This is a genomic window from Christiangramia lutea, from assembly GCF_022489035.1.
In the GTDB taxonomy this organism is placed as follows: Bacteria; Bacteroidota; Bacteroidia; order Flavobacteriales; family Flavobacteriaceae; genus Christiangramia; species Christiangramia lutea.
Genome location: NZ_JAKVTV010000001.1, coordinates 97,965 through 124,338 on the forward strand (window position 1 = coordinate 97,965; position 26,374 = coordinate 124,338).

The 26,374-nt window shown below is 38.0% G+C and carries 26 protein-coding genes; 10 read left to right on the forward strand and 16 right to left on the reverse strand.

Annotated features, from left to right (window positions below; all coding sequences use genetic code 11):
• Positions 1-69: 69 nt before the first annotated feature.
• Together mnmC2 and ML462_RS00490 are read right to left on the reverse strand one after the other, a co-directional pair.
• Positions 70-744 (reverse strand): tRNA (5-methylaminomethyl-2-thiouridine)(34)-methyltransferase MnmC2, encoded by a 675-nt coding sequence (gene mnmC2 / locus ML462_RS00485; protein WP_240711771.1) that lies wholly within the window; start codon positions 742-744, stop codon positions 70-72.
• 1 nt (position 745) lies between these two features.
• Positions 746-1,258 (reverse strand): DUF4920 domain-containing protein, encoded by a 513-nt coding sequence (locus ML462_RS00490; protein WP_240711772.1) that lies wholly within the window; start codon positions 1,256-1,258, stop codon positions 746-748.
• Between the two features lie 99 nt (positions 1,259-1,357).
• Between ML462_RS00490 and ML462_RS00495 the strand changes: the two genes are divergently transcribed.
• Positions 1,358-2,425: a branched-chain amino acid aminotransferase gene (locus tag ML462_RS00495; RefSeq protein WP_240711773.1), complete on the forward strand. Its 1,068-nt coding sequence runs from the start codon at positions 1,358-1,360 to the stop codon at positions 2,423-2,425.
• 77 nt (positions 2,426-2,502) lie between these two features.
• Here ML462_RS00495 and ML462_RS00500 read toward each other — a convergent pair whose 3' ends face one another.
• Complete coding sequence (locus tag ML462_RS00500) at positions 2,503-2,889, reverse strand: nucleoside triphosphate pyrophosphohydrolase family protein (protein WP_240711774.1); 387 nt, start codon at positions 2,887-2,889, stop codon at positions 2,503-2,505.
• A gap of 306 nt (positions 2,890-3,195) precedes the next feature.
• Between ML462_RS00500 and ML462_RS00510 the strand changes: the two genes are divergently transcribed.
• From ML462_RS00510 to ML462_RS00525, 4 genes are all read left to right on the forward strand, one after another.
• A complete protein-coding gene (locus ML462_RS00510; protein ID WP_240711776.1) occupies positions 3,196-4,251 on the forward strand; it encodes an SRPBCC family protein in 1,056 nt (351 codons plus the stop codon).
• Positions 4,247-4,615, forward strand: coding sequence for a fluoride efflux transporter CrcB (gene crcB, locus ML462_RS00515; RefSeq protein ID WP_240712900.1), 369 nt, complete (start codon positions 4,247-4,249; stop codon positions 4,613-4,615). Before ML462_RS00510 ends, crcB begins: the two co-directional genes overlap by 5 nt.
• A gap of 166 nt (positions 4,616-4,781) precedes the next feature.
• A complete protein-coding gene (locus tag ML462_RS00520; RefSeq protein ID WP_240711777.1) occupies positions 4,782-5,120 on the forward strand; it encodes a P-II family nitrogen regulator in 339 nt (112 codons plus the stop codon).
• A gap of 32 nt (positions 5,121-5,152) precedes the next feature.
• Positions 5,153-6,379 carry an ammonium transporter gene (locus ML462_RS00525; RefSeq protein WP_240711778.1) on the forward strand — a complete coding sequence of 409 codons (1,227 nt, stop codon included), beginning with the start codon at positions 5,153-5,155 and terminating at the stop codon, positions 6,377-6,379.
• A gap of 269 nt (positions 6,380-6,648) precedes the next feature.
• Here ML462_RS00525 and ML462_RS00530 read toward each other — a convergent pair whose 3' ends face one another.
• Positions 6,649-7,311 (reverse strand): DUF1684 domain-containing protein, encoded by a 663-nt coding sequence (locus tag ML462_RS00530; RefSeq protein WP_341481563.1) that lies wholly within the window; start codon positions 7,309-7,311, stop codon positions 6,649-6,651.
• A 34-nt stretch (positions 7,312-7,345) separates the two neighbouring features.
• On the opposite strand from ML462_RS00530, the gene ML462_RS00535 reads away from it, so the two are divergent.
• Positions 7,346-8,551: an MDR family MFS transporter gene (locus ML462_RS00535; RefSeq protein WP_240711779.1), complete on the forward strand. Its 1,206-nt coding sequence runs from the start codon at positions 7,346-7,348 to the stop codon at positions 8,549-8,551.
• Here ML462_RS00535 and ML462_RS00540 read toward each other — a convergent pair.
• From ML462_RS00540 to ML462_RS00550, 3 genes are all read right to left on the reverse strand, one after another.
• Positions 8,548-9,966, reverse strand: a complete 1,419-nt coding sequence (locus ML462_RS00540) for a hypothetical protein (RefSeq protein ID WP_240711780.1) — start codon at positions 9,964-9,966, stop codon at positions 8,548-8,550. The genes ML462_RS00535 and ML462_RS00540 overlap by 4 nt on opposite strands.
• Before the next feature lie 105 nt (positions 9,967-10,071).
• Entirely contained in the window at positions 10,072-10,272 is a 201-nt protein-coding gene (locus ML462_RS00545; RefSeq protein ID WP_240711781.1) for a DUF1328 domain-containing protein, read from the reverse strand.
• A 230-nt stretch (positions 10,273-10,502) separates the two neighbouring features.
• Positions 10,503-10,940 carry an Lrp/AsnC family transcriptional regulator gene (locus ML462_RS00550; protein ID WP_240711782.1) on the reverse strand — a complete coding sequence of 146 codons (438 nt, stop codon included), beginning with the start codon at positions 10,938-10,940 and terminating at the stop codon, positions 10,503-10,505.
• A gap of 117 nt (positions 10,941-11,057) precedes the next feature.
• Between ML462_RS00550 and ML462_RS00555 the strand changes: the two genes are divergently transcribed.
• Positions 11,058-11,456, forward strand: a complete 399-nt coding sequence (locus ML462_RS00555) for a hypothetical protein (RefSeq protein WP_240711783.1) — start codon at positions 11,058-11,060, stop codon at positions 11,454-11,456.
• A 112-nt stretch (positions 11,457-11,568) separates the two neighbouring features.
• Here ML462_RS00555 and ML462_RS00560 read toward each other — a convergent pair whose 3' ends face one another.
• Positions 11,569-15,024, reverse strand: a complete 3,456-nt coding sequence (locus tag ML462_RS00560) for a methylmalonyl-CoA mutase family protein (RefSeq protein WP_240711784.1) — start codon at positions 15,022-15,024, stop codon at positions 11,569-11,571.
• A gap of 135 nt (positions 15,025-15,159) precedes the next feature.
• The gene (locus ML462_RS00565; protein WP_240711785.1) at positions 15,160-16,653 is read right to left on the reverse strand and encodes a catalase; all 1,494 of its coding nucleotides are present in this window, start codon (positions 16,651-16,653) and stop codon (positions 15,160-15,162) included.
• A 140-nt stretch (positions 16,654-16,793) separates the two neighbouring features.
• Here ML462_RS00565 and ML462_RS00570 point away from each other — a divergent pair, with 140 nt between their 5' ends.
• Both ML462_RS00570 and ML462_RS00575 read left to right on the forward strand, forming a co-directional pair.
• Positions 16,794-17,522, forward strand: a complete 729-nt coding sequence (locus ML462_RS00570) for a DUF4197 domain-containing protein (protein WP_240711786.1) — start codon at positions 16,794-16,796, stop codon at positions 17,520-17,522.
• A gap of 138 nt (positions 17,523-17,660) precedes the next feature.
• Positions 17,661-17,858, forward strand: coding sequence for a Lacal_2735 family protein (locus ML462_RS00575; RefSeq protein WP_240711787.1), 198 nt, complete (start codon positions 17,661-17,663; stop codon positions 17,856-17,858).
• On the opposite strand, the gene ML462_RS00580 is transcribed toward ML462_RS00575, so the two are convergent.
• The 5 genes from ML462_RS00580 to ML462_RS16035 all read right to left on the reverse strand — a co-directional run bounded on the left by ML462_RS00580 (position 17,839) and on the right by ML462_RS16035 (position 21,729).
• Positions 17,839-18,618: an ABC transporter substrate-binding protein gene (locus ML462_RS00580; RefSeq protein ID WP_262914717.1), complete on the reverse strand. Its 780-nt coding sequence runs from the start codon at positions 18,616-18,618 to the stop codon at positions 17,839-17,841. The two genes, ML462_RS00575 and ML462_RS00580, sit on opposite strands and share 20 nt — an antisense overlap.
• Before the next feature lie 3 nt (positions 18,619-18,621).
• Positions 18,622-19,440, reverse strand: coding sequence for an orotidine-5'-phosphate decarboxylase (gene pyrF / locus ML462_RS00585; RefSeq protein WP_240711788.1), 819 nt, complete (start codon positions 19,438-19,440; stop codon positions 18,622-18,624).
• A 216-nt stretch (positions 19,441-19,656) separates the two neighbouring features.
• Entirely contained in the window at positions 19,657-20,733 is a 1,077-nt protein-coding gene (gene prfA / locus ML462_RS00590; protein ID WP_240711789.1) for a peptide chain release factor 1, read from the reverse strand.
• A 63-nt stretch (positions 20,734-20,796) separates the two neighbouring features.
• The gene (locus ML462_RS00595) at positions 20,797-21,495 is read right to left on the reverse strand and encodes a lysoplasmalogenase family protein (RefSeq protein ID WP_240711790.1); all 699 of its coding nucleotides are present in this window, start codon (positions 21,493-21,495) and stop codon (positions 20,797-20,799) included.
• 102 nt (positions 21,496-21,597) lie between these two features.
• Positions 21,598-21,729 (reverse strand): hypothetical protein, encoded by a 132-nt coding sequence (locus tag ML462_RS16035; RefSeq protein WP_262914718.1) that lies wholly within the window; start codon positions 21,727-21,729, stop codon positions 21,598-21,600.
• A 187-nt stretch (positions 21,730-21,916) separates the two neighbouring features.
• Here ML462_RS16035 and ML462_RS00600 point away from each other — a divergent pair, with 187 nt between their 5' ends.
• Complete coding sequence (locus tag ML462_RS00600; RefSeq protein WP_240711791.1) at positions 21,917-22,567, forward strand: ATP-binding cassette domain-containing protein; 651 nt, start codon at positions 21,917-21,919, stop codon at positions 22,565-22,567.
• Here the strand turns inward: ML462_RS00600 and ML462_RS00605 are convergent.
• Together ML462_RS00605 and ML462_RS00610 are read right to left on the reverse strand one after the other, a co-directional pair.
• Positions 22,564-23,742: an AIR synthase related protein gene (locus ML462_RS00605; protein WP_240711792.1), complete on the reverse strand. Its 1,179-nt coding sequence runs from the start codon at positions 23,740-23,742 to the stop codon at positions 22,564-22,566. The genes ML462_RS00600 and ML462_RS00605 overlap by 4 nt on opposite strands.
• A gap of 122 nt (positions 23,743-23,864) precedes the next feature.
• Positions 23,865-26,051, reverse strand: a complete 2,187-nt coding sequence (locus tag ML462_RS00610) for a glutamine synthetase III family protein (protein WP_240711793.1) — start codon at positions 26,049-26,051, stop codon at positions 23,865-23,867.
• Between the last annotated feature and the right edge of the window lie 323 nt (positions 26,052-26,374).

Below are 26,374 nucleotides of genomic sequence, written 5' to 3' on the forward strand. Positions count from 1 at the left end.
TTTTATTGTTAAGATACATAAGACAATACGGGTGCGCTTTATTTTATAACAGGTTTAACTCGCAGTTCTCTATATTTTAACAGCCCTTAACATTTCACGCTTTCCGGGAGGTCCGGGTAATTTTTCAACCTGAAAACCGTTAGCTATCATTGCCCGGCGAACACTTCCTTTTGCTGCGTAAGTCACAAGAACACCATTCCTTTTTAATGCCTTATGCATTATAGAAAATATTTCCTCTGTCCATAATTCCGGCTGAACTCTGGCCCCAAAAGCATCAAAATAGATAAGTTCATATTGCTCGTTATCGCTGATCTCCTCGAACTTTTTCTCTTGCTTTTCCAGTTTGAAATTTTCTGAAATCTCAAAGCTTTTTCCCCATGGAATAGTATGAAGTTTTTTGAAATAAGTTTCCTGTTCTTCAGCCTGAGCTGACAGGGGATAGTTTAATTGATCGACTTCTAATACAGATACAGGATAAGCTTCAACACCTGTATAATCGATATTAATTGGAAGTTTTTCCGCTTCTAAAAAGGTAAGAAAAGCATTTAATCCTGTTCCAAAACCAATCTCTAGAATTGATATTTCTTCCGGCTTGAACTTTTCCAGAAAATAATATAATCCCATCCTTAGGAAAACATGACGTGCTTCCTGAACTGCACCATGTTTCGAATGGTACTGCTCGTTCCATTCTGGTAAATGTATGGTAACAGATCCGTCGCCGGTCTTTATGATCTTTCGTTCCAAATTATTGTTTTATCAGAACACCGTGGGCTAAGAAACCAGTTGATTTCTTTGTCTCCTTAATAGCATCGATCTCATCTTTAGATCTGCCGGCATCTTTAGCAAAATGCTTTTGATCTTCCACTGAGGTTTCTTCGATAAAAGCAATGCCTTCAACTACTACAGAACTTCCTTCTATATCTTTAGGAACAAAAAATCCATAATCTTTGAATTTAACCATGGGTTCTTCATCTGAACCGGGTAATTCCAAGGTCATCCAGCAACCTTTCATTTTACATACACTATTAACCGTAGTAGAGAATTTGGCCATTATAGTATCTCCCGGTTTCAAAGCTTCATATTTAAGTTTCATTTCTTCTGCAGAAATACTGTTTAAAGCAGAAATCTGCTCCCCAAAACTCTCATATTTCTCCTGCGGAACTTCCAGTTTTGCCAAATCATTTTGCTCTTGATCTGCGGGTTGTTTACAGGAAAAAAGTCCGAGCATGACCAAGCATAAATAAAAGTATTTTTTCATGTTTTATAGGAATTATACGGCTTAAAGATTCAAAATTACCAAAATTTTAGATTTTGATTCTGCTTTTAATTAGGTAAATTTGTGGCTAATCAAATTTTTATGAAAAATCTCACTTCAATGATAGACATTCAGAAATCTCCCAATTCTAAATTAAGCCAAACTAATTTTGACAATCTTGTATTCGGGCAGGTTTTTTCAGATCATATGATGGAGTGCGATTATAAGGATGGAGCCTGGCAGAACCCGGTTATTAAACCTTACGGCCCTATTACCCTTCAGCCATCGGCCAGGGTATTTCATTATGGGCAGGCAGTTTTTGAAGGAATGAAGGCCTATAAGGATAAGGAAGATAAGATCTGGCTTTTTAGACCAGATCAGAATTTTGAAAGGATCAATAAGTCAAGTGAACGACTTGCCATTCCAGAATTCCCGAAAGATTACTTTTTTAATGCTCTTGAAGAATTACTTAAACTCGATAAAGACTGGATCAAACAGGGATTTGGGAATAGCCTTTATATAAGACCATTTGTTATAGCTTCTGAAGCCGGAGTTTCAGCTTCTGCCGCGAAAGAATATAAATTCATGATTATTTGCTCTCCAGCACAGGCATACTATAGCGGTGAGGTGAGAGTAAAATTTTCAGAAAAATTTAGTCGTGCAGCAGATGGTGGAGTTGGATATGCGAAAGCTGCCGGTAACTACGGAGCTCAATTCTATCCTACCAATCTGGCAAAAGAAGAAGGATTTCAGCAAATTATCTGGACCGATGCCAATTCTCATGAATATTTAGAAGAGGCCGGAACCATGAACATATTCTTCAGAATTGGTGATAAATTGGTTACCGCTCCAACCAACGACAGGATCCTGGATGGTGTTACAAGAAAAAGTGTTCTAACCCTTGCCGAAGAATTCAACATAGATACGGAAGTGAGAAGGGTGAGTGTTAAGGAAATTGTTGAAGCTGCTGAAAAAGGAGAACTTAAGGAAATGTTCGGGTCTGGAACTGCCACGGTAATCAATCCAATTGTTGGATTTGGCTACAAGGGGAAAAAGTATGAGTTACCGAAAATGGAAGACTCTTATGCGAAATTCTTCAAGGATAAATTAATGAAGATTCAATATAACGAGGCTGAAGATAAATTCGGCTGGAGATATGAAGTAAAATAAGAATATTTTTACTCTATGAAAGATCCCGGAAATCCGGGATTTTTTATTGCATTAAATTTCCAAATTATCAAAGCTATTTATTTACCTAAAATCTTTTCGATATTCGGTTTAAAATAATTAGGACCTTTAAGCACTTTACCATCATCACGAAAAACGGGCTTTCCATCTGCCCCAAGTTTGCTCATATTGCTTGATTGGATTTCATCAAAGACCTCTTCTATTTTATGCTGCATTCCGTGTTCGATTATGGTTCCACAGAGTATATAAATCATATCTCCAAGAGCATCTGCAACTTCGGTTAGATCATTATTGTTGGCCGCTTCGAGGTACTCTTCATTTTCCTCCTTCATAAGATTAAATCTCAGCAGGTTTTTTGACTTTCCCAGATTGGCTACAGGTTTTTCCTCAATCCCAAGCCCAAATGCTGAATGAAATTCTTTAACTGCGGCAATTGGCTTCTTCATATTATTTAAAGCATTAAAAAGTTAACTTTGCATCAAAAATAACCAAAAATGTTTTCAACCGGACAGCTGATCTTTGCAGGTCTATTTCTTGTTTCTTTTATTTTAATAATGATTTTTAGTTACAGGAAAGACATTCGCCTGCATCAGAAATATTACAAGGGCAGTATTTATGTTTTACTTGGTTTTATCCTTTTTATACTGATCTTATTATTCATTAAAACCAGACTCAATCACTAGTCCCATAGGAATTAACTTACGCCAATTTCGTATTTTAATTATATTAGCAATAACTAATATTAACCAAACATGAAAATTTTTAAATACCTACTATTCCTTTTTCTCATTCTCATTATAGGCGCATCCATTTATATTGCTACAAAAGATGGGAAATTTCAGGTGGAGCAGGAAGAATTTATAGCAGCCCCACAGGAGCTTGTTTTTAATGAAGTTAATGAATTTACATCATGGAAGAACTGGGAGCCATGGTCAGAGGAATCAGACAATATGGTTATAAATTACGGCGAAAAAACTTCTGGAGATGGAGCGTCCTATTCATGGAGTAGTGAGGATATGGGAGATGGTGAGATTCATACTGTGAAGTCTAACCCTTATACCAGTATAGATCAAAAAATAACTTTCAAAACTCCTTTTGGAGAATCTACAAGTGACGTTTACTGGGAATTTGAAGAACAAGGTGATAGCACCAGAGTGGTTTGGGGTATGCAGGGCGAACAGAGCTTTATGGAAAAAGCAGCCTTTCTCTTTCAGGAAGAAAGCCTGAATGATATGATGCAACCTATGTTCAAAAAAGGTTTGGATAATCTACAAAATGAGATCAGGAAAAAGATGGAAGTTTATTCTGTGAACGTGGATGGTATCACCCAACATGGCGGAGGATTCTATATGTACCTTACAACTGCCAGTAAGATAAGCCAGGTTACCGAAAGAATGCCTAAAATGATTAGTGAGGTTGAAGATTATATGAAACGTAATAATATAGAAAAAGCTGGCAATCCTATGGTTTTATATAACCAATGGGACGAAGCTGCGGGAACAGCAATATATTCTGCAGGGTACTTTACACCAAGTGAGGTGATCACCCCTGCCCAAACCACTGTTCTGAACGGTTTTCTTCCGAATCAAAGAACCCTGAAGACCACTCTAAAAGGAGACTACAAAAACCTTAGTGAGGCATGGGATTCAGCATACCGATACATTCAGGAAAATGGTTTGAGCACTAAAAATGATGCTCAGGCTTTTGAAGTTTATGTAACCGGACCAAAGGATGAACCTAATCCGGCAAACTGGATCACGAATCTTTATATACCTATAGCCACAGAAACTTCCGATCTTAATGATTAAAAATTTTCTTCTGGTATTTATCGGAGGTGGCCTGGGAAGCAGCCTGAGATTTCTAATTAGTAAATATCTCAATGCAGGGCATCTTATACCCTGCGGAACTTTCCTGGTTAATATATTGGGAAGCCTTTTGCTGGGAATTATCCTGGGATGGGCCATTAAGAACAATGCCTTGAATACCCCAGTCAATTTGATTCTGGCTACTGGTTTTTGCGGAGGTTTCACTACTTTTTCTACCTTTTCTTTCGAAAATTTCTCACTTATTAAATCTGGAGATTATTCAAGTTTCGCCTTATACTTTTTTGGAAGCCTAATCCTCGGAATACTAGCAGTCTTCGTTGGTATTCTTATCTCGAAGCTTTTCTGAACGAGATTTAAAATATTAAATAACTAAAAATTACAATTTTAAATAAACACCCCTAAAAAAATAGGGGTGTTTATTTATTATATGATAAAAATATACACATACCCGTGTTTTTTCAGGGGTACATCTTTCACTTTTTATAAATTTATCCAATTCTTAATACTAGATAATGAAAAAAATAGAAGCGATCATTCGTAAATCAGAATTCGATGAAACCAAGGAAGCTCTTCATAAGATCGGGGTTACCTTTTTTAGTTACTGGGATGTTACCGGAATTGGCAATGAAAAAGTTGGCCATGTATATCGTGGGGTAAGCTACAGTACTGCAGATATTCAAAGAAGGTATCTGTCTATCGTTGTTACAGATTCCTTTGTGGAAAAAACAGTGGAAACCTTATTAAAGGCCGCCCATACTGGTAATGTTGGTGACGGAAAGATCTTTGTTTCCACCATAGATGAAGCCTACAGGATTAGAACTAAAGAGAAAGGTTCAGAATCCCTTAAGTAAATTATTGAAAGACGCTCTCACTAAAAAATATTATGGAAGGACTACTAACAGTAAATAATGTATGGATGATGATCTGTACAGGACTCGTCTTCTTTATGCATCTTGGGTTTGCATTTCTGGAGATAGGTCTCACGAGACAAAAGAACACGATAAACATATTATTTAAAAACCTATTTATTATCACAGCAGGATTACTTCTTTACTGTTTAATAGGATTCAACCTTATGTACCCCGGAGAGTTCAATGGATTTATAGGATTCGCCGGATTTGGACTTCAAAGTCCATTGGTGGATGGGTCTCTAGATCTTGCCTACAACGAAGGTTATACCTACTGGACAGATTTTTTATTTCAGGGTATGTTCGCGGCAACTGCGGCTACCATAGTCTCTGGAGCCGTTGCCGAACGAATTAAGATCAATAGCTTTATGATTTTCGTAATCCTATATGTTGGCCTGGTTTACCCTATAGCCGGATCCTGGAAATGGGGAGGCGGTTTTCTGGACGAAATGGGTTTCTATGACTTTGCCGGATCAACCCTTGTTCACTCTGTAGGTGGCTGGGCGGCACTGGTCGCAATCTGGCTCTTAGGTGCAAGAATTGGCAAATTCAAGGATGGAAAAATAGGAGCCTTTCCTGGACACAGTATGCCATTTGCGACAGCTGGGGTCATAATACTATGGTTAGGATGGTTTGGATTTAACGGAGGTTCAGTTCTTTCGGCAGATCCGGAACTCACCTCCTTAACACTGGTTACTACTAGCCTGGCTGCGGCAGCGGGAGGAGTATCTTCATTTATAGTTTCTACGATTAGATATAAGAATTACGATATTACCATGTTCCTAAATGGTATTCTGGGAGGCCTTGTGGGAATCACTGCAGGCGCAGACCAGATGTCTCCAACAGATGCTATTTTAATTGGAACGGTTGCCGGAGTAATCATTGTATTTGGTGTTGCCCTAATAGACCGGATTAGATTGGATGACCCTGTAGGTGCAGTAGCTGTTCACCTTATATGCGGAATTTGGGGAACCTTGGCCGTTGGGATCTTTGGCAATCTTGCAGGGTTCGATCAGTTCATTAACCAGTTAATTGGTGTAGCCTGTTATGCTGCGATCTGTATCATTGGATCTTTTCTCATTTTTTATCCTCTAAAAACTACGCTCGGAATTCGTGTTTCTGCCAAAGAAGAAACGGAAGGATTAGATATTCATGAACATGACATGCAGGCTTATCCAGACTTTGGGATAAAACAAAATTAATCGAAGTAAGTATGTTAAACTAATTAACGGAGCGTTTTGCAGAGCGCTCCGTTTATATTCTTTCAACATCAGGTCAACTCAGTCGCTAATCATGTAGTTCAACCGAACTATTTTTCATCTTGATTGTGAAAGTCAATACACCTCAAAATTTCGTGAAATTTATATTTTACTATCGGCATCCCTAATTTCTAGCCCTCTTTCCGAAAAGAGGGGCTTAATAAACATATAATTTAGCATCTTTTATATTGGTTTCTATCAATGCCTTTTAATCAATGCTTATCAAATGATTTTACCCCGGCAAATATTTCAATATCCAGGTCATTTTCTTCTGGAGGCACAGGACAGGAATATTTGCCATTATAGGCACAGTAGGGATTATAAGCTCTGTTAAAATCTAAAATCACTTTTTTTGATTCCGGAATTCTGAAATCTATATATCTCCCTCCAGCATAGGTTTGATTTCCATTAGAAAGGTCGGTAAAAGGCAAAAAGAGATAATCGAAATATTCCGGATCCTTTACTAATTCCTGGTTCTGATAAAGATTGAGCTTTAACTTCTTCCCCTTCAGCTCAAAATACAGTTCGCCATATTTCACATAAATCGGCATCCTATCGGTACTTGTCTTCATGGCAAAAGGGGACTCAGCCGGTGTCCTAACAAATTCAGCCTCTACAATATATTCCGGGTCTATTTCAAAGAAATCAAGGCCTTCAAAAGTTTTCAGGTCCCTTTTTTCCAAAGGTGATTCCTTCGGATTAGCATACTCTGCATTCAGTTCATTTTGATACTCCCTAGCTGCCTCAACCAATTTAGACTCCTGAGCCAGGGAAGATCCATTGAATCCTAAAATTATGCTTAGCCATATAAGATATTTCAACATTTTCTTTAAAGATCTTAATAAAGCATCCAAAATTAATAATAAAACAGCCAAAAATTAATTTAATTTTGGTCACTTATCAGCATTCATGAATAACTTACTAAAATCATATTTTGGTTCCTTTGGGGGATTAAGAAAAGAGATATGGCTTCTGGCATTAATTACCCTGATCAACCGAGCCGGAACCATGGTTATTCCATTTCTATCCTTATATCTTACCAAAAACAGAGGATTTACCCTTGAAGAGGTTGGATGGATACTTACTTTTTTTGGCCTGGGATCGGTGACTGGTTCATGGCTTGGTGGTAAAATGACCGATAAGATTGGTCATTACAGAACCATGGCCATCAGTTTGATCGTTTCGTCAATATTATTCGTGCTGCTTCAATTCCCTGAATCTTTTTGGCCCATATGCCTCGGGATCTACCTGGTGATGACGGTTGCTGATATTTTCAGGCCCGCAGTATTTGTGGCCATTAGCGCCTACAGTAAACCGGAAAACAGAACCAGGTCTGTAACTTTAATAAGGCTGGCTATTAACCTCGGGTTTTCAGCAGGACCTGCGGTTGGAGGTCTCATTATTGCAACCGCGGGCTATAGCGGACTATTCTGGGTAGACGGTATAACCTGCCTGGCTGCAGGGATTTTACTGCTTAAGCTTTTACATCCTAAAAGATCTATCCCTGAGCCAGAAGATATCGTGGTAAATGCCAAATCTGCCATGAGCGATAGGCTTTACCTGATTTTCATTTTTACCATGGTGATTTTTGGCTTTATTTTCATTCAGTATTTTTCGACCATGCCGTTGTATTATGCTGAACATCATAAGCTGGATGAATTTGAAATAGGGCTTTTATTAGGTTTGAATGGTCTAACCATCTTCCTATTTGAAATGCCCCTAATCAAGTTCATGGAAAACCGAAGACATACGGCCATCTACTATGTGATTCTGGGAACAGTTTTAACCGGAATTAGCTTTTTGGTAATTAACCTCAGTAACTGGGTGGGAATCCTGGTTATTGGTATGCTTCTGGTAACTATAGGTGAAATGATAGGTTTTCCATTTTCAAACAGCTTTGCCTTAAATAGATCTGACGGAAAAAAACGAGGTTCTTATATGGCTCTTTACAGCATAGCCTTTTCTATCAGTCATATTTTTGGGCATAACTCGGGTATGCAGCTAATAGATAATTTCGGATTCGATTTTACCTGGTATTTTATGATGGCATTGGCCTTATTTGCCTGTATCCTGTTATTTATTCTGCAAAAATTTTTGAACAGGGAGACTGATTAATTTGGTTCTTCATTGAAGAACTTAGACTCGCCAAGATATTCCTTGACAATCTTGTTGTATTCCCTGGTAAATTGAAGTTCTAGTGCTCCTTCTATACTATATAGAGCTTCCATATCTGAATATCCCAGTTTTAAAAGATCTTCCAGGTACAACAATGCCGTTTCCTGGTCTCCATCTGCAGCCGCCAGAGAAATAATATTTAAATATGCCTCCGGATCTTCTTTATTGATAGCAGTCCTAAGGACACTTATAAATATTTTGATATCGATAGGAACATTAGCTTCCATTATCTTGTCATATTCTCTCTTGGTAACAAAATCTAAATAACCCAGTAAACGATAAGCCATATTAGATTTGGCCTCGTTATCACCTTCTTTTAATTTTTCCAGTTCATCTACCTGGTATGCCCACCATCCTATATTCTGAAAATTATTGGTCATAATATCTGAGCGCAACAAATATTCATATTCCTCTTGTTGTTCCTTTTCATATGATATCGCCCTGTTGAAATCACTCTTTTGTGACCTGTACCCCTTTATTTTCTTAATCTCCTTTTGCTTTTCTTTTATGGCATCCTCGAAACCGAAATCTTCATATTTATCCTCCATTCGGTCTAACTTTTCATAAGCCTCATAATAATTTCTGGTTCTTCGTAAAGTCTCAGCGTATTCTAGTTCAGATTCAAATAGACTCTTAATAAACTGTTTATCCTTTTGTCGATTTCCTTCCTTTATAGCTTGCAGGGTAAAACCAGTTATAGCATTAGAAATAACTTTTGCTTCAGGCCATTCATCTTCCTTTCCATCGAAGTAATACACATCGGTTGGAAAATCAAGATCGTCAAAAAACCTAAGATAGTTCTCCATTTCATAGACCATATAATCTTTGTTTCCGGCAATACCTATGAACATGTATGGATTGTTCTTATTTAGATATTGCGGGTTTACAAATGAATTACCTACAGCAAGCACACCGGCCAGGTCCTTATATAATAACGGCAGGGCAGATCCTATTTGAGCTCCTTCGCCCATTCCCGCAGTATAAACAAGTTTCTCGTCTACCGGGAATGCCTGCAGCACGGCATTTATCATTGAAGTGGCTGTATTCACAATACTGTCTAATGGCTCTTCCTTCAGCTTGATATTTGAAGAGGCAACCATATATTTTTGATTTTCGGCTGCCAGTTTGAACAGGTTAGCAGTAGTAGCTCCACGCCCCTTAGGATCGAAAACGAAAATTAATGGCCAGTTTTTTTCTGGTGTATAATCTTTGGGTACATAGATACAATAAGTATCACCCTGGCTACCTGGAATTGGAAGTGAATCTGTCACACCACCTTTAAAGATTCTATACTCCTGGGCGTTTAAATTGATCCAGAGAAATAACGCAATAACCGTGAATAGTAGTTTTTTCATAAATTAAAAAGAATAGACTTAAAGATATAAATTGCTGCATAAAGTATTCCATAAAAAAAGCCCCAGGAATTACCTGAGGCCAGTTTCTTTTATTGGTTTACAATTTTAGTCTTTCTTTACTGGCTGATATTTCAATTTCGGCTTGTCGGGAAAAAACAGTTTAGCCATAAGAGAAATGATCAGTAAATCTGCAAAAATCAGGAACATTACTCGCACTACCTCAATACCTGAAAACGATAATCCGGTAAATCCAATCAATCCTGTAATTAATGCAAGAACTAGAAATAATAACGCCTTCTTCTTCATAACTCGATTTTTACTTTCAAATTTTAAAGCAAATTTAAGTACAGATTAGACGTGAAACTCCTAAGAAAATTACAATTAATCTGAATTTAACTAAAACAAAACAACCTGGTAACCAGTTGTTAATATTCAGCCTTTGAACAATTATTTTTAACAATCTATTACAGAATGATCAGTAATAGTTCTTGAGTAGCGGCAGGCATTGACCCTATTCAAATTATATATCTTTCTTATTATATATTTTTCTTAACCGGACCATCCTTCACAATATTTGATAAAACGATATGGGTTCTGGTTTCGCCATAGGTAATAAGTTTATCTATTAACTTTTCTAGATGCACCTGGTCCCTCAGGATTACTTCCATAATAATATTTTCATTCCCGGTTATGCGATAACAATTCACAACTTCCTTATAATCCTTTACCGTTTCCAGAAATGCTTTTAACCTACCTGTAAATGCTCTTAACGTAATTATGGCCCTAAGCTGGTAGCCTATCTTCTGATGCGAAAGATTTACCTTATAGGAATCAATAATACCCATATCTTCCATTTTCCGAACTCTTTCTGTTACTGCTGGTGAAGTAAGGCCGATTTTTCTGCCGATTTCTGAAAAAGAAATTCTAGCATTTTTTTGTAATTCTTCCAGGATGGCCCAGTTAAGTTTATCCACGTTTTATTAAAGTTTTAAAACCAAATATATTTAATTATTAATTTAAATTAGATTTCTGACTTTAAATTTTAAAGTAAAGTAATCTAAGGGCTTAGTAAATTAGTAGAAAATTTGCTAGTGAAATATTTTACAGGAAAAGATAATAATAGGAATTCAGCTTTATATTTTAAGGCTCAGGAGATCATGCAGATTTCCCGCAGAATTTCAGATTATTTAATTCCTGATCTGGCCACTTTAAATGAGAACGGAACAGAAGATAAACGCATCTATTTTACCGGTGATATCATTAGAAATTCTCATTCCTTGATCGCGAATATTCAAAAAGCAGAAACTGAATTTTTTCAGGATTCAAGGATGCAATATGTCGCCAGTGTAAGCAGACTTACAGAAAGATTACACAAAAGTTGCGAAAGGCTGGAATATGTTAGCAGTAACGGAAGAGATTTTCTAATCGTTCTACGCAAAGAAATTCAAAAATTCAGGATGTTACAGAGGTCCTGGAGAATATCCCTATAAGACTGAATTCAATTGAAGAAAAAAAACCGGTTCCAATGGATCCGGTTTTTTTATAATATCTAATAAACAGCATGCCAGCTTCTCATTTACTTCTGAAAAGCCGGCGACCTGCTTACATATTTCTTCGGTACTGCCCTCCTACTTCAAATAAAGCATGAGTGATCTGCCCTAAGGAACAAACTTTCGTCGCTTCCATTAGTTCCTCGAAAAGATTCTCGTTGTTCACTGCTGCTTTCTGAATTCTCTCAAGTGCAGCATCAGCTTTGGATTCTTTGGCTTCATGAAGAGTTTCCAGTGTTTTTATCTGATTTTCCTTTTCTTGCTTAGTTGCTCTAATCACCTCACCTGGAGTCACTGTTGGCGAACCTTCTGAACTTAGAAAAGTATTAACCCCGATAATTGGGTAATCACCATTATGCTTCAGCGTCTCATAATAAAGACTCTCTTCCTGGATCTTACCTCGCTGATACATGGTTTCCATAGCACCAAGCACTCCACCTCTTTCGGTAATGCGGTCGAATTCCGTTAGAACAGCTTCCTCAACCAGGTCTGTCAGTTCTTCAATAATGAAAGATCCCTGAATAGGATTCTCATTTTTGGCAAGACCTAATTCCTTGTTGATGATAAGCTGAATAGCCATCGCACGCCTTACGGATGCTTCCGTAGGTGTGGTAATTGCCTCATCATAAGCATTCGTATGAAGCGAATTACAGTTGTCATAGATCGCATATAGAGCCTGAAGAGTGGTTCTAATATCATTAAAATCGATCTCCTGAGCGTGCAACGAACGCCCAGAAGTCTGAATATGATATTTCAGCATTTGGGCTCTTGGGTTTGCTCCGTATTTATGCTTTAAAGCTTTAGACCATATTCTCCTGGCCACACGACCAATTACCGCATATTCCGGATCTACTCCGTTAGAGAAGAAAAAGGATAAATTCGGTCCGAATTTATTTATATCCATTCCCCTACTCAGGTAATATTCTACGTAGGTGAAACCGTTGGCCAAGGTAAATGCAAGCTGGGTAATTGGATTCGCCCCTGCTTCGGCGATATGATAACCGGAAATAGAAACCGAATAGAAGTTTCGAACTTTCTCATCAATAAAATATTCCTGAACATCACCCATCAGTCTCAAAGCAAATTCCGTAGAAAAGATACAGGTATTTTGTGCCTGATCTTCCTTCAGAATATCAGCCTGTACGGTACCTCGAACTACACTTATGGTTTCGGCTTTTATCTTTTCGTAAACATCTTTCGGCAGAACCTGGTCTCCGGTAACGCCTAACAACATTAAACCAAGGCCGTTATTCCCTTCTGGAAGTTCACCTTTATAAGAAGGTCTATCAATGTCGTTATCATCGTAAAGCTCCTTTAGTTTAGCCTCAACTTTATCTTCAAGTTTATTCTCCTTAATATATTTCTCACAATTCTGGTCTATGGCCGCGTTCATAAAGAACCCGAGCAACATAGGAGCCGGACCATTAATGGTCATACTCACCGAGGTCATGGCATCGGCCAGGTCGAAGCCTGAATATAACTTCTTGGCATCATCCAGGCAGCAAATTGAAACTCCGGAATTACCAATTTTACCATAAATATCAGGTCGATGATCTGGATCATTTCCATAAAGGGTAACAGAATCGAAGGCTGTAGATAGACGTTTTGCCGGAAGTCCCTGACTTACATAATGAAAACGCCTGTTGGTTCTTTCCGGACCTCCTTCTCCAGCAAACATCCTGGTTGGATCCTCTCCGGTTCTTTTGAATGGATAGAGTCCCGCAGTATACGGAAACTCTCCCGGAACATTTTCCTGAAGGCACCAACCCAGGATATCACCCCAGGCTTTATATTTTGGAAGTGCCACTTTCGGGATCTGTGTATGAGAAAGTGATTCCGTATGAGTTTCAATTTTTATCTCTTTGTCACGAACCTTGAAACTGTAAATAGGTTCTTTGTATTTAGTTACTTTTTCATTCCAGGCCAGGATCATTTCCCAGTTATATGGATCAAGATCCATTTTTACTTTATCGAATTCAGCAAATAGAAGCTTTAGAAAATCTTTCTGAGAATCATCGGTGTACTCATAGATCTCATCCTGACCGATCCCATTTTTATCTAAATATTTATGCTGATCTTTTCCAAACTCGGTTTTGATTTCTGCGACCGTTTCTATGGTCTTATAAATTCCGTAGAGTCTTTGGGCCACCTCAACCTGGGATCTCGCTTTTTCATCGTAACTACGGTTATTTTCAGCGATTTCAGAAAGATACCTGGTTCGTTTTGGCGGAATTACAAAGATCTTCTCGCTCATTTCCTTCGAAATTTCGAAAGTTGAAGACAATCCAGATTTGGTTTTTTCCTCTACGGTATCCATAATACTCTTATAAAGGGTATTCATTCCAGGATCGTTGAACTGTGAAGCAATAGTTCCAAAAACCGGCAGTTTTTCAGCATCTTCATGCCATAATTGATGATTACGCTGATACTGTTTTTTCACATCCCTAAGCGCATCCTGAGCTCCTCTTTTATCGAATTTATTGATCGCCACAAGATCAGCAAAATCCAGCATATCGATCTTTTCCAACTGAGTCGCCGCTCCAAATTCAGGAGTCATTACATATAACGAAACATCTGAATGATCCAGAATCTCTGTATCACTCTGCCCGATTCCTGAAGTTTCCAGAATAATAAGATCGAAACCAGAAGCTTTTAAGACCTCAACGGCTTCAGCAACGTGTTTAGAAAGCGCGAGGTTCGCCTGTCTGGTCGCCAGGGAACGCATATACACTCTTTTGTGGTTAATAGAATTCATACGAATCCTATCTCCCAACAAAGCCCCGCCAGTTTTTTTCTTGGAAGGGTCTACCGAAACGATCCCGATATGTTTTTCAGGAAAGTCCATTAGAAACCTTCTAACCAGCTCATCAACCAGACTTGATTTTCCGGATCCACCGGTTCCGGTAATTCCCAATACTGGCGTAGAAATATTTTCAGATAAAGATTTATCAAATAATTTATCGAATTCGTCGTGACGATTTTCAGCTAAGGAAATCAAACGAGAAATAGTATTAACATTCTTATTTTTGAGGTTTTCCTTTAGTTTTTCAGGATCCTGAAGACATGGAACTTCATTATCTACATTTTTGATCATATCATTGATCATTCCCTGCAAGCCCATTTCTCTTCCATCATCTGGAGAATAGATACGGTCTATCCCGTAATCCATTAATTCCTTGATCTCTTCCGGAAGGATCACTCCTCCTCCACCTCCGAAGATCTTGATGTGCCCTGCACCTTTCTCCTGAAGCAGGTCATACATATATTTAAAATACTCGGTATGGCCACCTTGATAAGATGTCATTGCAATTGCCTGTGCATCTTCCTGAATGGCACAGTTCACTACTTCTTCCACGCTTCTGTCGTGGCCCAGATGAATCACTTCAACACCTGTGGCCTGAATGATACGTCGCATGATATTTATCGCTGCATCGTGACCATCAAAAAGTGAAGCGGCCGTTACAATTCTTATTTTATTTTTAGGTTTATAGGGAGTTTGTTGTTCCATTTTTAATACTATCTAAAATTTGGACTGGCAATTTACGAAAATCGCAATGAAAAAGAGATTTTTAGAACCTTATAGAAATTAAAAAAGTCACCTTTAGTAAGATGACTTTTTTATTGATTATTTTGAAGCCACTTTTTAGGCTTTTGCAAACATGCTTTGGTCTATTTCTACACCTAAACCATCTGCAATTCTCGATCCCAATTCAGGATCGGCTCTGAACCAGTGACACAATTGTCTCATGGTAATTTCTTCTTTTTTCTCACCATCTATCTGGCTCATCGATCCAACCGTATTGTTTACCAGGTTGGTTTTAGCCTGATCGCTCATGAGTCGGTATAGATTACCTGGCTGAGTATAATGGTCATCATCTCCGGCAGCAGGATCATTTCTATCATACCATGCGGCTTCGTCATCTTTCACCTCAGGTGCTTTCAATTTGTGATCCTGGTCTATGCTTATGTCGTCGAAACTGTTAGGAAAATAATTTTCAGCTCTTCCATGATTACCATCTACCCTCATAAAGCCGTCTCTTTGATAATTATTTACCTGGTAAGGACAACGGTTCACCGGAATTTGCTCATAGTTAGCACCAAGCCTATACCTGTGTGCATCTGGATATGATAACAATCTACCCTGAAGCATTTTATCGGGTGAATAGCTTATTCCATCAACGACATGAGCCGGTGCAAAAGCCGATTGCTCGATCTGTGCAAAATAATTGTCGGCGTTTTTATTCAATTCCATCTTACCAACCTCGATCAATGGATAATCTCCATGAGGCCATACTTTAGTAAGATCGAAAGGATTCCATTTGTAATTCTTAGCTTCCTCTTGAGGCATCACCTGGATCTTCAAAGTCCAGGATGGATAATCTCCCTTTTCGATATGCTCAATAAGGTCCTGCTGAGAAATATCCGGGTTTTTCCCGGCCATCTCTGTGGCTTCCTCATCGGTGAAATTCTTAATTCCCTGGTCTGTCTTAAAGTGGAATTTGACATAAAAACGTTCATCCTTCGCATTGATCATGGAAAAAGTATGAGATCCATAGCCATTCATATGCCGGTATCCATAAGGTGTTCCCCGGTCGCTCATCAAAATAAGCACCTGGTGCAGGGATTCTGGGTTCAATGACCAGTAATCCCAACGCATGGTCTGGGATTTCATATTGGTAAAAGGATGCCTTTTCTGAGTATGGATAAAATCACCAAATTTCTTAGGGTCTTTTATAAAAAACACCGGTGTATTATTTCCAACGAGATCCCAGTTTCCTTCTTCTGTATAGAATTTCAATGCAAAACCCCGAGGATCACGATCACTATCAGCCGAGCCTTTTTCACCTCCAACAGTAGAAAAACGAGCGAGCATATCGGTCTTTTTTCCAACTTCTGAAAACATTTTAGCTCTGGTGTACTTGGTAATATCATTGGTAACAGTAAAAGTACCGAAGGCGCCTGAACCATTGGCATGAACAACCCTTTCAGGGATTCTCTCCCTGTTAAAATGAGCCATTTTTTCGTGCAGCACATAGTCTTCCAACAATAAAGGTCCGCGTCTTCCTACGCTTAAAGAATCTTCATTTTCAACATAAGGTCTGCCCGACGCAGTTGTTAATTTCTTTTTTTCGGACATAATTCAATTTTTAGGTAATTAATCAATCGGAAAGTTAGGTTTTCGATTCCTGGAATAGAAAAAGATTGTTTTAATCTTTTTATAACTTTTTGCCATGCTGCGTTAAAATTTTAGCTTTTATATTTGAGCAAATTCGAATTATGAAAAAAATCATTGCTCTTGCCGGTTTATTAATTTTTTCTTCTTGTGCAGAATTACAACAAATTGCCACCCAGCTTCCTAATGGCGGTTATAGGGTTAGCGATTCTGAGATCAATAATGGCTTAAAGCAGGCATTGCAATTTGGAATCGATAAAGAGGTCACAAAACTGGCCAAGGAAGATGGTTTTTTCAGCAATGATCTGGTGAGGATCGGGCTTCCGCCTGAACTTCAAAAGGTAGACAAAACCCTAAGAGATGTTGGTCTGGACGCACTGGCAGATGAAGGATTAAAAATACTAAACCGTGCTGCCGAAGATGCCGTGAGTGAAGCTATCCCGGTTTTCGCTGACGCTGTGACCCAAATCACATTCACCGATGCAAGAAACATCCTTTTAGGTTCAGAGGATGCTGCAACGGTGTATTTGAATAACAAAACTGAACAGGAATTATATTCCAGGTTCAATCCTATTATCAGCAATTCACTGGATAAGGTGGGTGCTACCCAGGTATGGAAAAATATTATCCAAAAATATAATTCGCTTCCTATCACTTCTAATGTGAATCCAGACCTTCCAGATTATGTAACTAATGAGGCTCTAAACGGAGTTTTCTTTATGATCGCTGAGGAGGAAAAGGAAATAAGGAATAAGGTATCTGCAAGAACCACAAATCTTTTACAACGAGTATTTGCGCTTCAGGATTCCGCCAAATTTTCCTACAGACCCTAATATTTTAACATTATCATTCTGATTCCGAAGGTATTTTAAAACAAACTTAACTACGTGTTATCAAACTATAAAGCTTTATGACTGTAGCTTTGTACAAGATGAAATGATTAATGACGAAAGAAAAGATTACTATTTAGCATGTTTAGAATTTTTGATAATAAAACCAGGGAAGAAAAACTTTGTGAGAAGTATTCAAGATTAATGCATCGATCTTACAAACTTGCACTTACAGACAAGGAGAAGAGCGATCAGTTGAATAGCAGAGCAAAGAAAATTCTTGCAGAATTAAGAAGAATGGATTGTGATCTGGTAGAATCTAGGAGTGAAGTCGCTTAAAATATTCCATAGCTTCTAAGAGCCTGCTTCCATACCAACTAAAATACTCACCGTTTACCAATTCCACTTTTTCAGATATTTTCTTGAAGTCCTTTTTATGATCTTTTGTAAATGGGAAAGGTTCAGTGGATAAAAGACAAATATCAATCTTAGACTTCATCAACTCCTTGAAATTCGTTTCAGGATATCTCTCTTCTAACAGAAAATTTTCAAAATTATTCAATTGGAGCATTTCATTTATAAAGGTCCCCTGACCGGCTGCCATTAATGGTTTGTTCCAAATAAAATACACCACCTTACGCTTAGGTAGATCTTTTACCAAATGTTTTAAGTTTTCGGCTTTTTTAGCCATGGAATTGATCATGACTTCTGCTAGTTCTTCACAATGAAAGATCTTACCATAATCTTCCATTAAATGATAAGCGTCATGCAAAGTTTTAACTTCTGACACGTGCACTGGAGCAACTTTCTCCAGTTCCTGTACCATTTCCTTTGTATTCTCTTCTTTATTGCAAAGAATAATATCAGGTTCAAGGTCGCGAAGCTTTCTCATGTTCACCTTCTTTGTGCCACCAACACTGGTTTTGACCTTTTTCAAATATTCAGGATGCACACAATAATGAGTGATTCCAACAATGTATTCTTCCAGTCCAAGATCAACTAAAAGTTCGGTCTGGCTGGGCACCAGGGAAATTATCCTTTTTGGGAATTCTTTCAGTTCAATTTTTCTACCTAACTGATCCTGAAATTCTATAGACATTGTTTACAATTTTTCGAGTTCTTCCGCCATCTGCACCTGCATAGCTTCGGCTTTAGCTGCCGCGATCTCTGCGAAGTTTGAAGAATCTGAGGCATAAATAATCTTACGTGAAGAATTAACAAGGAGCCCGACGTTCTTGGTGATACCATACTTGCATACCTCTTCCAGGCTACCTCCCTGGGCTCCCACTCCCGGAACCAGTAAAAAACTTTCAGGAATTATCTTTCTGATATCAGCAAGATATTCCGCTTTGGTAGCTCCAACCACATACATCAGGTTTTCAGAATTGTTCCATTCTTTTGAAGTTTTGATCACCTTTTTGTAAAGATCTTCATCATTTGTCTTCAAAGTTTGAAAATCAAAAGCGCCTTCATTTGAGGTAAGAGCAAGCAAAATCGTATGCTTATTGTTAAATTCCAGAAAAGGTTCAACGGAGTCCTTTCCCATATAAGGCGCTACAGTAACCGAATCAAACCCAAGGTCATCAAAGAAAGCCTTGGCATACATTCTTGAAGTATTTCCAATATCCCCGCGTTTAGCATCTGCGATAGTGTAAATTTCCGGGTAATCTGAATGCAGATAATCGATGGTCTTTTTTAGGGATTTCCAACCATCTACACCAAGTGCCTCGTAAAATGCGATATTGGGCTTATAAGCCACGCAATATTCATGAGTAGCATCAATGATAGCCTTATTAAAACTGAACACAGGATCCTTTTCAGAAAGCAAATAGGTAGGAATTCTATCCAGATCGGTATCCAGTCCTACACATAAAAAAGATTTCTTCTTGAAGATTTGTTCGGTTAATTCCTGTGCAGTCATTATTCAGTTATCAGTTATCAGTTATCAGTTATCAGTTATCAGTTATCAGTTATCAGTTATCAGTTATCAGTTATCAGTTATCAGTTATCAGTTATCAGTTATCAGTTATCAGTTATCAGTTATCAGTTATCAGAAAATAAAATTTTTAAATTACATTTTAAAACCTTCTGAAAAAATCTAACATCTAATTTCTTAATTCTTAAATCTAACTCCTAATTAAAGCATATCTGAATTCTCCTTCAGTTTTTCTGTATTTTCAGCTAACTGAAGTTCATCAATGATCTTCTGGATATCACCATTAATGATATTGGAAAGATCATACAGGGTTAAATTTATCCTATGGTCGGTAACACGACTCTGCGCGTAATTATAAGTCCTGATCTTCGCACTACGGTCACCACTGGAAACCATGGAATTTCTTTTAGCGGCATCGGCTTCCATTTTTTTGGCAAGCTCCATTTCATATAATCTTGAACGGAGTACACGGAAAGCTTTTTCCTTGTTCTTATGCTGAGATTTTTGATCCTGACATTGAGCCACCAATCCGGTTGGTTCGTGCGTTAAACGTACTGCGGAATAAGTCGTGTTCACCGACTGACCTCCAGGGCCTGATGAACAGAAATAATCTATTCTTACATCTTTCGGGTCGATCTCCACATCAAATTCTTCGGCCTCTGGCAATACCATCACGGTTGCAGCTGAAGTATGTACTCTTCCCTGAGTCTCGGTTTGCGGAACACGCTGGACACGGTGAACTCCGGCTTCAAACTTCATGGTACCGTAAACATCTTCCCCGGAAACTTCAAATATCATCTCCTTGAAACCACCACTGGTCCCTTCACTAAAATCTACTATATTATGGCTCCAGCCTTTGCTTTCAACATATTTGGTATACATTCGGTATAGGTCACCAGCAAAGATACTTGCCTCATCCCCTCCGGTTCCGGCACGAATTTCAATAACCACGTTCTTAGCATCTTCCGGATCCTTGGGAATAAGCATCATTCTTATCTTTTCCTCAAGTTCTGGAAGCTGCTCTTTAGCTTCTTCAAGCTGAAGTTTTGCCATTTCAGTCATTTCAGGATCGCTCCCGTCTGAGATGATCTCTTCTGCTTCTTTAATATTATCGGTCAAGCTGATGTATTTCTCACGCTCGTCCATCAAAGCCCGAAGGTCTTTGTACTCTTTATTTAGTTCAATATATCGCTTCTGGTCTGAAATAACATCCGGCTGAATTATCAAATCGTTCACTTCGTCAAACCGCTGTTTTACGATATTAAGTTTCTCAATCATATAATGCTACAGATTTTAGGATAGCAAATTTACGATAATTTGCCTGAAATCTCAGATAAAGCTTTAAAGGCTTTCCAATTCTGCTACAGCCTTATGACTGCGACCCATGGTAATGAATTTTATAAGCCCGGCCAGGCCAAGTATATAGAAGATCCTGTCTGGAAAATAAAATTCATAGAACTCAAGATAATAGGCAATAAAAGAGCTAATGTCTGAAAATACCAGGCACAACGTTGCTGCCGTATAATAAAATGAAGTCTTATCTGAATACCTGTTGCTATAGGAGATCGCGGCGATCACCATAGAGATCATTGAAAATCCATAGATATAGAAAAGTATATTCAATCCCGGATAAACAAACCTATCTGGCACCATTCCCACCAACATTTGCAACATTGCAAGATTAAGGGTGAACACTGTAATAAAGATCAATTTCTGAAACAGATTGGCTTTAAGTTTTTGCAATTCTGGTGTTACAACTAATACCAGAAGTAAATACGAGGTAATCCTCATCAGGAAAGTTCCACTATTTACGAAGGGATCTTCATACTGGAAAAGTCCGAAATCTGAAATCCATAAAAAAATAAAGGCAGCCAGCATTTTCCTGTTTTCAATCCTCTTAAAGAGAAGAATAAATAAAAAAACAGTTGTACTAATTAATCTTGCCCAACGACTTAATTCCAGATCGAAGGCAACTATAATATAGAAGTTAGCCAGTAGCAAGATGGCAGTTATTACTGCTAAAAAATTCCTAGGTAACATTTTTAGTTTGATTGGTTAAAACACCTACGCAAAAATTAAAAGTCTGGTTTTCAAAGAGTCAAAAGACCTGACCTCACCTAGGTTATTTAACAGGTAATTTTCCTAAATTGAGACCATATATGATCTTTTTTCAAGAATTAATCCTCCGGCTTCAATTATCATTTCATTTCTATAGAAAGTTATTGATAACATCATTATTCCTGAGTTTAATATTGGCATTTCTGAAGTATCCATTTGAAGCGATCATTTTCATCAAGATTCTGCTAATAAGTTTCATTTTTCTATACCAGCGGTTTTTCAGTACTAAAGATGCTCTTCTGTTTTACAGGAATTTTAAACTTACACCTCTAATATTATTCCTGTATTGTATCATTTTTGACCTATGCTTAAGTATCCTCGTTTTTAAATTCCCTGCCTTGCTATGATTTTTGAACTCGACAATGTTGAATTAAGTTTTTCAGGGAAAGACGTGCTTTATGGAGTCTACATAAAAGCTGAAACCGGAAAGATCACCGGTATACTTGGTTCTAATGGATGTGGCAAAACGAGTCTTTTGAGGATATTCTTCGGAAATCTCAAATGCAACAATAAACTGGTACGCATTGATCAAAAAAGTACTTTAAAAGACCTTTATACCTTCGAAAAGGTGAAATTTCTACCTCAAAATGATCTTTTACCTAATAATATTTCTCTTAACCGATTATTTAGAATTTATAAAGTTTCATGGTCTGGTTTTCTAAGCAAGTTCCCTGATTTCAAGAATTACAGAAAGTCCAAAATGAGCGAACTTTCAGGTGGTGAAAAAAGAGTTATTTCCATCTGGCTAACTCTAAAATCTGATTCCAATCTTATATTGCTTGATGAACCTTTTACTCATTTAAGTCCTTTAAATATTGAGATCATAAAAAAAGAGTTAGTTCTGGAGAAAAAAAATAAAGCCATCATCCTAACCGATCATTTATACAGGCATCTTCTGGAAATTACCGATGATCTTTATTTTATTCAGGATGGTTGTTCTAAAGAGATAAAGGATCCTGAAAAACTGAAGGAGATTGGCTATGCTGTATTTTAGTATTCAAAAGTACCGTGAGAACTTTTAATGGTAAGTTTCTTAGTTTCTGAAGCTTCTACCCTACCTATTATCTTTGCATCCACATTGAAAGATCTTGAAATTTCGATAATTTCTGCAGCTATACTTTCATCTACATATAGCTCCATACGGTGCCCCATATTGAATACCTGGTACATCTCTTTCCAATCAGTCTTACTTTCCTCCTGGATTAATTTGAAAAGTGGCGGAGTATCAAAAAGATCATCTTTGAAAATATGATTTTGCTCTATAAAATGAAGAATCTTGGTTTGTGCACCACCGCTACAGTGAACCATCCCATCTATCTTTTCATTCCCAATATACTTTAGGATTTTCTTGATAATTGGCGCATAAGTCCTGGTTGGAGAAAGCACAAGCTTTCCAGCGTCGATTGGACTATCCTGAACCTCATCGGTTAACTTTTTATTTCCTGAATAAACAAGATCTTCAGGAATAGAGCTATCAAAACTTTCAGGGAATTTTTCAGCAAGAACTTTAGAAAATACATCGTGACGAGCAGATGTCAGGCCATTACTTCCCATGCCTCCGTTATATTCCTTTTCGTAACTAGCCTTCCCAAATGAAGCCAGTCCAACAATTACATTCCCGGGTTTAATATTGGCATTATCAATAACATCTTTTTTAGCCATTCTCGCCGTAACCGTAGAATCTACAATGATCGTACGCACAAGGTCTCCAACATCGGCAGTTTCTCCTCCGGTGGAATGAATTTCCACACCAAAATCCTTAAGTTCAGAGATTAGTTCTTCGGTACCGTTAATGATTGCAGAGATCACCTCTCCTGGGATCAGATTTTTATTTCTGCCAATGGTTGAAGAAAGCAGAATATTATCTGTAGCACCCACACAAAGCAAGTCGTCTATGTTCATAATAAGCGCATCCTGGGCAATTCCCTTCCAAACCGAAATATCTCCGGTCTCTTTCCAGTACATATAAGCCAGTGATGATTTGGTTCCTGCACCGTCGGCATGCATAATGAGACAGTGATCTTCACTTCCGGTTAGATGATCTGGAACGATCTTGCAAAAAGCCTTTGGAAAAAGGCCTTTATCTACATTTTTAATGGCATTATGCACATCTTCTTTCCCTGCGGAAACACCTCTTCCTGAATATCGCTTACTTACTTCTTTACTCATGACTTTTTATTAGAGGTTTCAAAGATAATTAGTTTAAATATTTCTGGTAAATAATCGAGATGTTTTAAAAGAAAAAAGCCACGCTTTTGGCGTGGCTATTTAATTTTCAGTTTAACAGAAACTTATTTAGTAAATAACATTTCTCTGTATTTGGTCAATGGCCAAAGTTCGTCATCTACCAATAATTCAAGTTTATCACAGTGATACCTTATCTCTTCAAAGAATGGCTTCACATCATCGCAGTAAGCAAATGCTTTCTTCTCAGCATCTTCGATCTTATTAGCTACTTTTCTCGCCTCGATCATCGCGTTCACGTTAGAATTGATGCTGGCAATATGAGCAGAAATACTTTCAATGATCTCTAATTGCTCCTTCGCATGTCTTGCGAATTCATCACCATAAATAGACTTAAGTCCGGTTACATTCTTAATTAAAATATTCTGGTAACGAATAGCCGTTGGGATCACATGATTTCTGGCAATATCTCCAAGGATACGACCTTCGATCTGGATTCTCATTGCATACTCCTCAAGTTCAATTTCATGACGAGCCTCGATCTCGGTCTCGTTCATAACCTCAAGCTCTTTATAAAGAGATTTGGTTTGTTTGCTTACCTGAGCTTTAAGAGCCTGTGGAGTAGTTCTGTTATTGCTCAATCCACGTTTTTCAGCTTCCTTCTCCCAGGCTTCACCATATCCATCACCTTCGAAACGGATCTTTTTAGACTTCTTGATGTATTCTCTAAGCACATTAAAGATCGCATCGTCCTTCTTCATTTTCTTATCCTTGATAAGCTTATCAACCTCAACTTTAAAGTCTTTCAGCTGCTTAGCAACGATACTATTCAATACGGTCATTGCTCCGGCACAGTTCGCAAGTGAACCAACCGCACGGAATTCGAATTTATTTCCTGTGAAGGCGAAAGGAGAGGTACGGTTTCTGTCTGTATTATCAAGTAGAATTTCCGGGATCTTACCTACTACATTTAATTTAAGTTCAGTTTTCTCCTGTGGAGAAAGTTTTCCATTTGTCACTTTTTCAAGTTCATCAAGAACTTTGGTCAACTGGGAACCTATAAATACTGAAAGTATTGCCGGTGGCGCCTCGTTAGCACCTAAACGGTGATCATTCGATGCACTAGCAATAGCAGCTCTTAATAATTCTTCATGATCGTAAACAGCTTTAATGGTGTTTACGAAGAAAGTAAGGAACTGAAGGTTCTTCATTGGAGTTGAACCAGGAGATAATAAGTTTGTACCGGTATCTGTAGCAAGTGACCAGTTATTATGCTTACCACTACCGTTAATACCAGCGAAAGGTTTCTCATGCATTAATACGGCAAGGTTATGTCTTTCCCCTACCTTCTTCATCACATCCATAATTAATGAATTGTGATCTACTGCAAGGTTGGCCTCTTCAAAAATTGGAGCAAGCTCGAACTGGTTAGGAGCAACCTCGTTGTGACGGGTTTTAACCGGAATACCCAGTTTCATACATTCTATCTCAAGATCCATCATAAAAGCGATTGCTCTTGAAGGAATAGAACCAAAGTAGTGATCATCTAACTGCTGCCCTTTTGCCGGAGAGTGTCCAAGAAGAGTTCTTCCCGTAAGAGTTATATCAGGTCTTGAAGCTACAAGAGCTGAATCGATAAGAAAATATTCCTGCTCCCATCCCAGAGTAGCATTTACTTTCTTTACATTTTTATCAAAATATTTTGCAACGTTCGTAGCAGCACTATCAACTGCCTGAAGCGCTCTTAACAATGGAGTTTTATTATCCAGCGCCTCACCTGTGTAGGCTACGAATACAGTCGGGATGCATAAAGTTGTTCCCCAGATAAATGCCGGAGAAGTAGGATCCCATGCCGTATAACCTCTAGCTTCAAAAGTATTTCTAATTCCTCCGTTAGGAAAACTGGAAGCATCAGGCTCCTGTTGTACTAACTGCCCTCCACCAAACTTTTCAATAGCAAGACCTTCTCCGAGAGGCTCAAAGAATGAATCGTGCTTTTCAGCAGTAGCACCAGTTAGAGGCTGAAACCAGTGCGTATAGTGGGTAACTCCTTTAGAGATCGCCCATTCTTTCATTCCGGTAGAAATATGATCGGCTACGTTTCGGTCTATTTTCTTACCCGTACGCATAGCTTCGGTCACATTTTCATAAGCTTCTTTCGTTAGAAACTGTCTCATTACAGTCTCGTTGAATACATTACTGGAGAAGATCTCAGACCTTCTTGCAGGTTCATCTACCTTGACAGCTTTTCGGTTTAAAGTTTCTTTTAAAGCTTGAAATCTTAAAGTTGACATATATAATATTTAAGTTGTGTTTTCGTCTTAATCACTCTTCTAAAAAATAATAGAAAGCCGTCGATCAAATAGTTAGACGGCTTGAAGGTGCGAATATAGGATTTCTACATTGAAAATTTGAAAATTTAAAGCTTAAAAATTGCTAAAATTTTATTTTACCCCTATTTAAAAGGGGTATCCTCAAAATTTAACTCCTTTTTATAATTTCACACCCCTATTTATAAAGGGGTTTAAGATTAAATTAATATTTAACCAAAAAATCCTCTTCAGCTTTACCTTTATATAAAATCTACTAATGGGTAATCTGAGTTTAAGGTTGGAAG

Excerpts from the sequence above, each read along its gene's own strand:
- ML462_RS00545 (WP_240711781.1), bottom strand. The coding sequence starts at position 10,272 with ATGAAGAAGAAGGCGTTATTATTTCTAGTTCTTGCATTAATTACAGGA.
- ML462_RS00595 (WP_240711790.1), bottom strand. The coding sequence starts at position 21,495 with ATGTTACCTAGGAATTTTTTAGCAGTAATAACTGCCATCTTGCTACTG.
- ML462_RS00520 (WP_240711777.1), top strand. The coding sequence starts at position 4,782 with ATGAAAAAAATAGAAGCGATCATTCGTAAATCAGAATTCGATGAAACC.
- ML462_RS00510 (WP_240711776.1), top strand. The coding sequence starts at position 3,196 with ATGAAAATTTTTAAATACCTACTATTCCTTTTTCTCATTCTCATTATA.
- ML462_RS00600 (WP_240711791.1), top strand. The coding sequence starts at position 21,917 with ATGATTTTTGAACTCGACAATGTTGAATTAAGTTTTTCAGGGAAAGAC.
- pyrF (WP_240711788.1), bottom strand. The coding sequence starts at position 19,440 with ATGACTGCACAGGAATTAACCGAACAAATCTTCAAGAAGAAATCTTTT.
- ML462_RS00540 (WP_240711780.1), bottom strand. The coding sequence starts at position 9,966 with ATGAAAAAACTACTATTCACGGTTATTGCGTTATTTCTCTGGATCAAT.
- ML462_RS00580 (WP_262914717.1), bottom strand. The coding sequence starts at position 18,618 with ATGTCTATAGAATTTCAGGATCAGTTAGGTAGAAAAATTGAACTGAAA.
- ML462_RS16035 (WP_262914718.1), bottom strand. The coding sequence starts at position 21,729 with ATGGATACTTCAGAAATGCCAATATTAAACTCAGGAATAATGATGTTA.
- ML462_RS00525 (WP_240711778.1), top strand. The coding sequence starts at position 5,153 with ATGGAAGGACTACTAACAGTAAATAATGTATGGATGATGATCTGTACA.
- ML462_RS00605 (WP_240711792.1), bottom strand. The coding sequence starts at position 23,742 with ATGAGTAAAGAAGTAAGTAAGCGATATTCAGGAAGAGGTGTTTCCGCA.
- ML462_RS00500 (WP_240711774.1), bottom strand. The coding sequence starts at position 2,889 with ATGAAGAAGCCAATTGCCGCAGTTAAAGAATTTCATTCAGCATTTGGG.
- ML462_RS00565 (WP_240711785.1), bottom strand. The coding sequence starts at position 16,653 with ATGTCCGAAAAAAAGAAATTAACAACTGCGTCGGGCAGACCTTATGTT.
- ML462_RS00535 (WP_240711779.1), top strand. The coding sequence starts at position 7,346 with ATGAATAACTTACTAAAATCATATTTTGGTTCCTTTGGGGGATTAAGA.
- prfA (WP_240711789.1), bottom strand. The coding sequence starts at position 20,733 with ATGATTGAGAAACTTAATATCGTAAAACAGCGGTTTGACGAAGTGAAC.
- ML462_RS00575 (WP_240711787.1), top strand. The coding sequence starts at position 17,661 with ATGTTTAGAATTTTTGATAATAAAACCAGGGAAGAAAAACTTTGTGAG.
- ML462_RS00560 (WP_240711784.1), bottom strand. The coding sequence starts at position 15,024 with ATGGAACAACAAACTCCCTATAAACCTAAAAATAAAATAAGAATTGTA.
- ML462_RS00490 (WP_240711772.1), bottom strand. The coding sequence starts at position 1,258 with ATGAAAAAATACTTTTATTTATGCTTGGTCATGCTCGGACTTTTTTCC.
- ML462_RS00570 (WP_240711786.1), top strand. The coding sequence starts at position 16,794 with ATGAAAAAAATCATTGCTCTTGCCGGTTTATTAATTTTTTCTTCTTGT.
- ML462_RS00495 (WP_240711773.1), top strand. The coding sequence starts at position 1,358 with ATGAAAAATCTCACTTCAATGATAGACATTCAGAAATCTCCCAATTCT.
- ML462_RS00610 (WP_240711793.1), bottom strand. The coding sequence starts at position 26,051 with ATGTCAACTTTAAGATTTCAAGCTTTAAAAGAAACTTTAAACCGAAAA.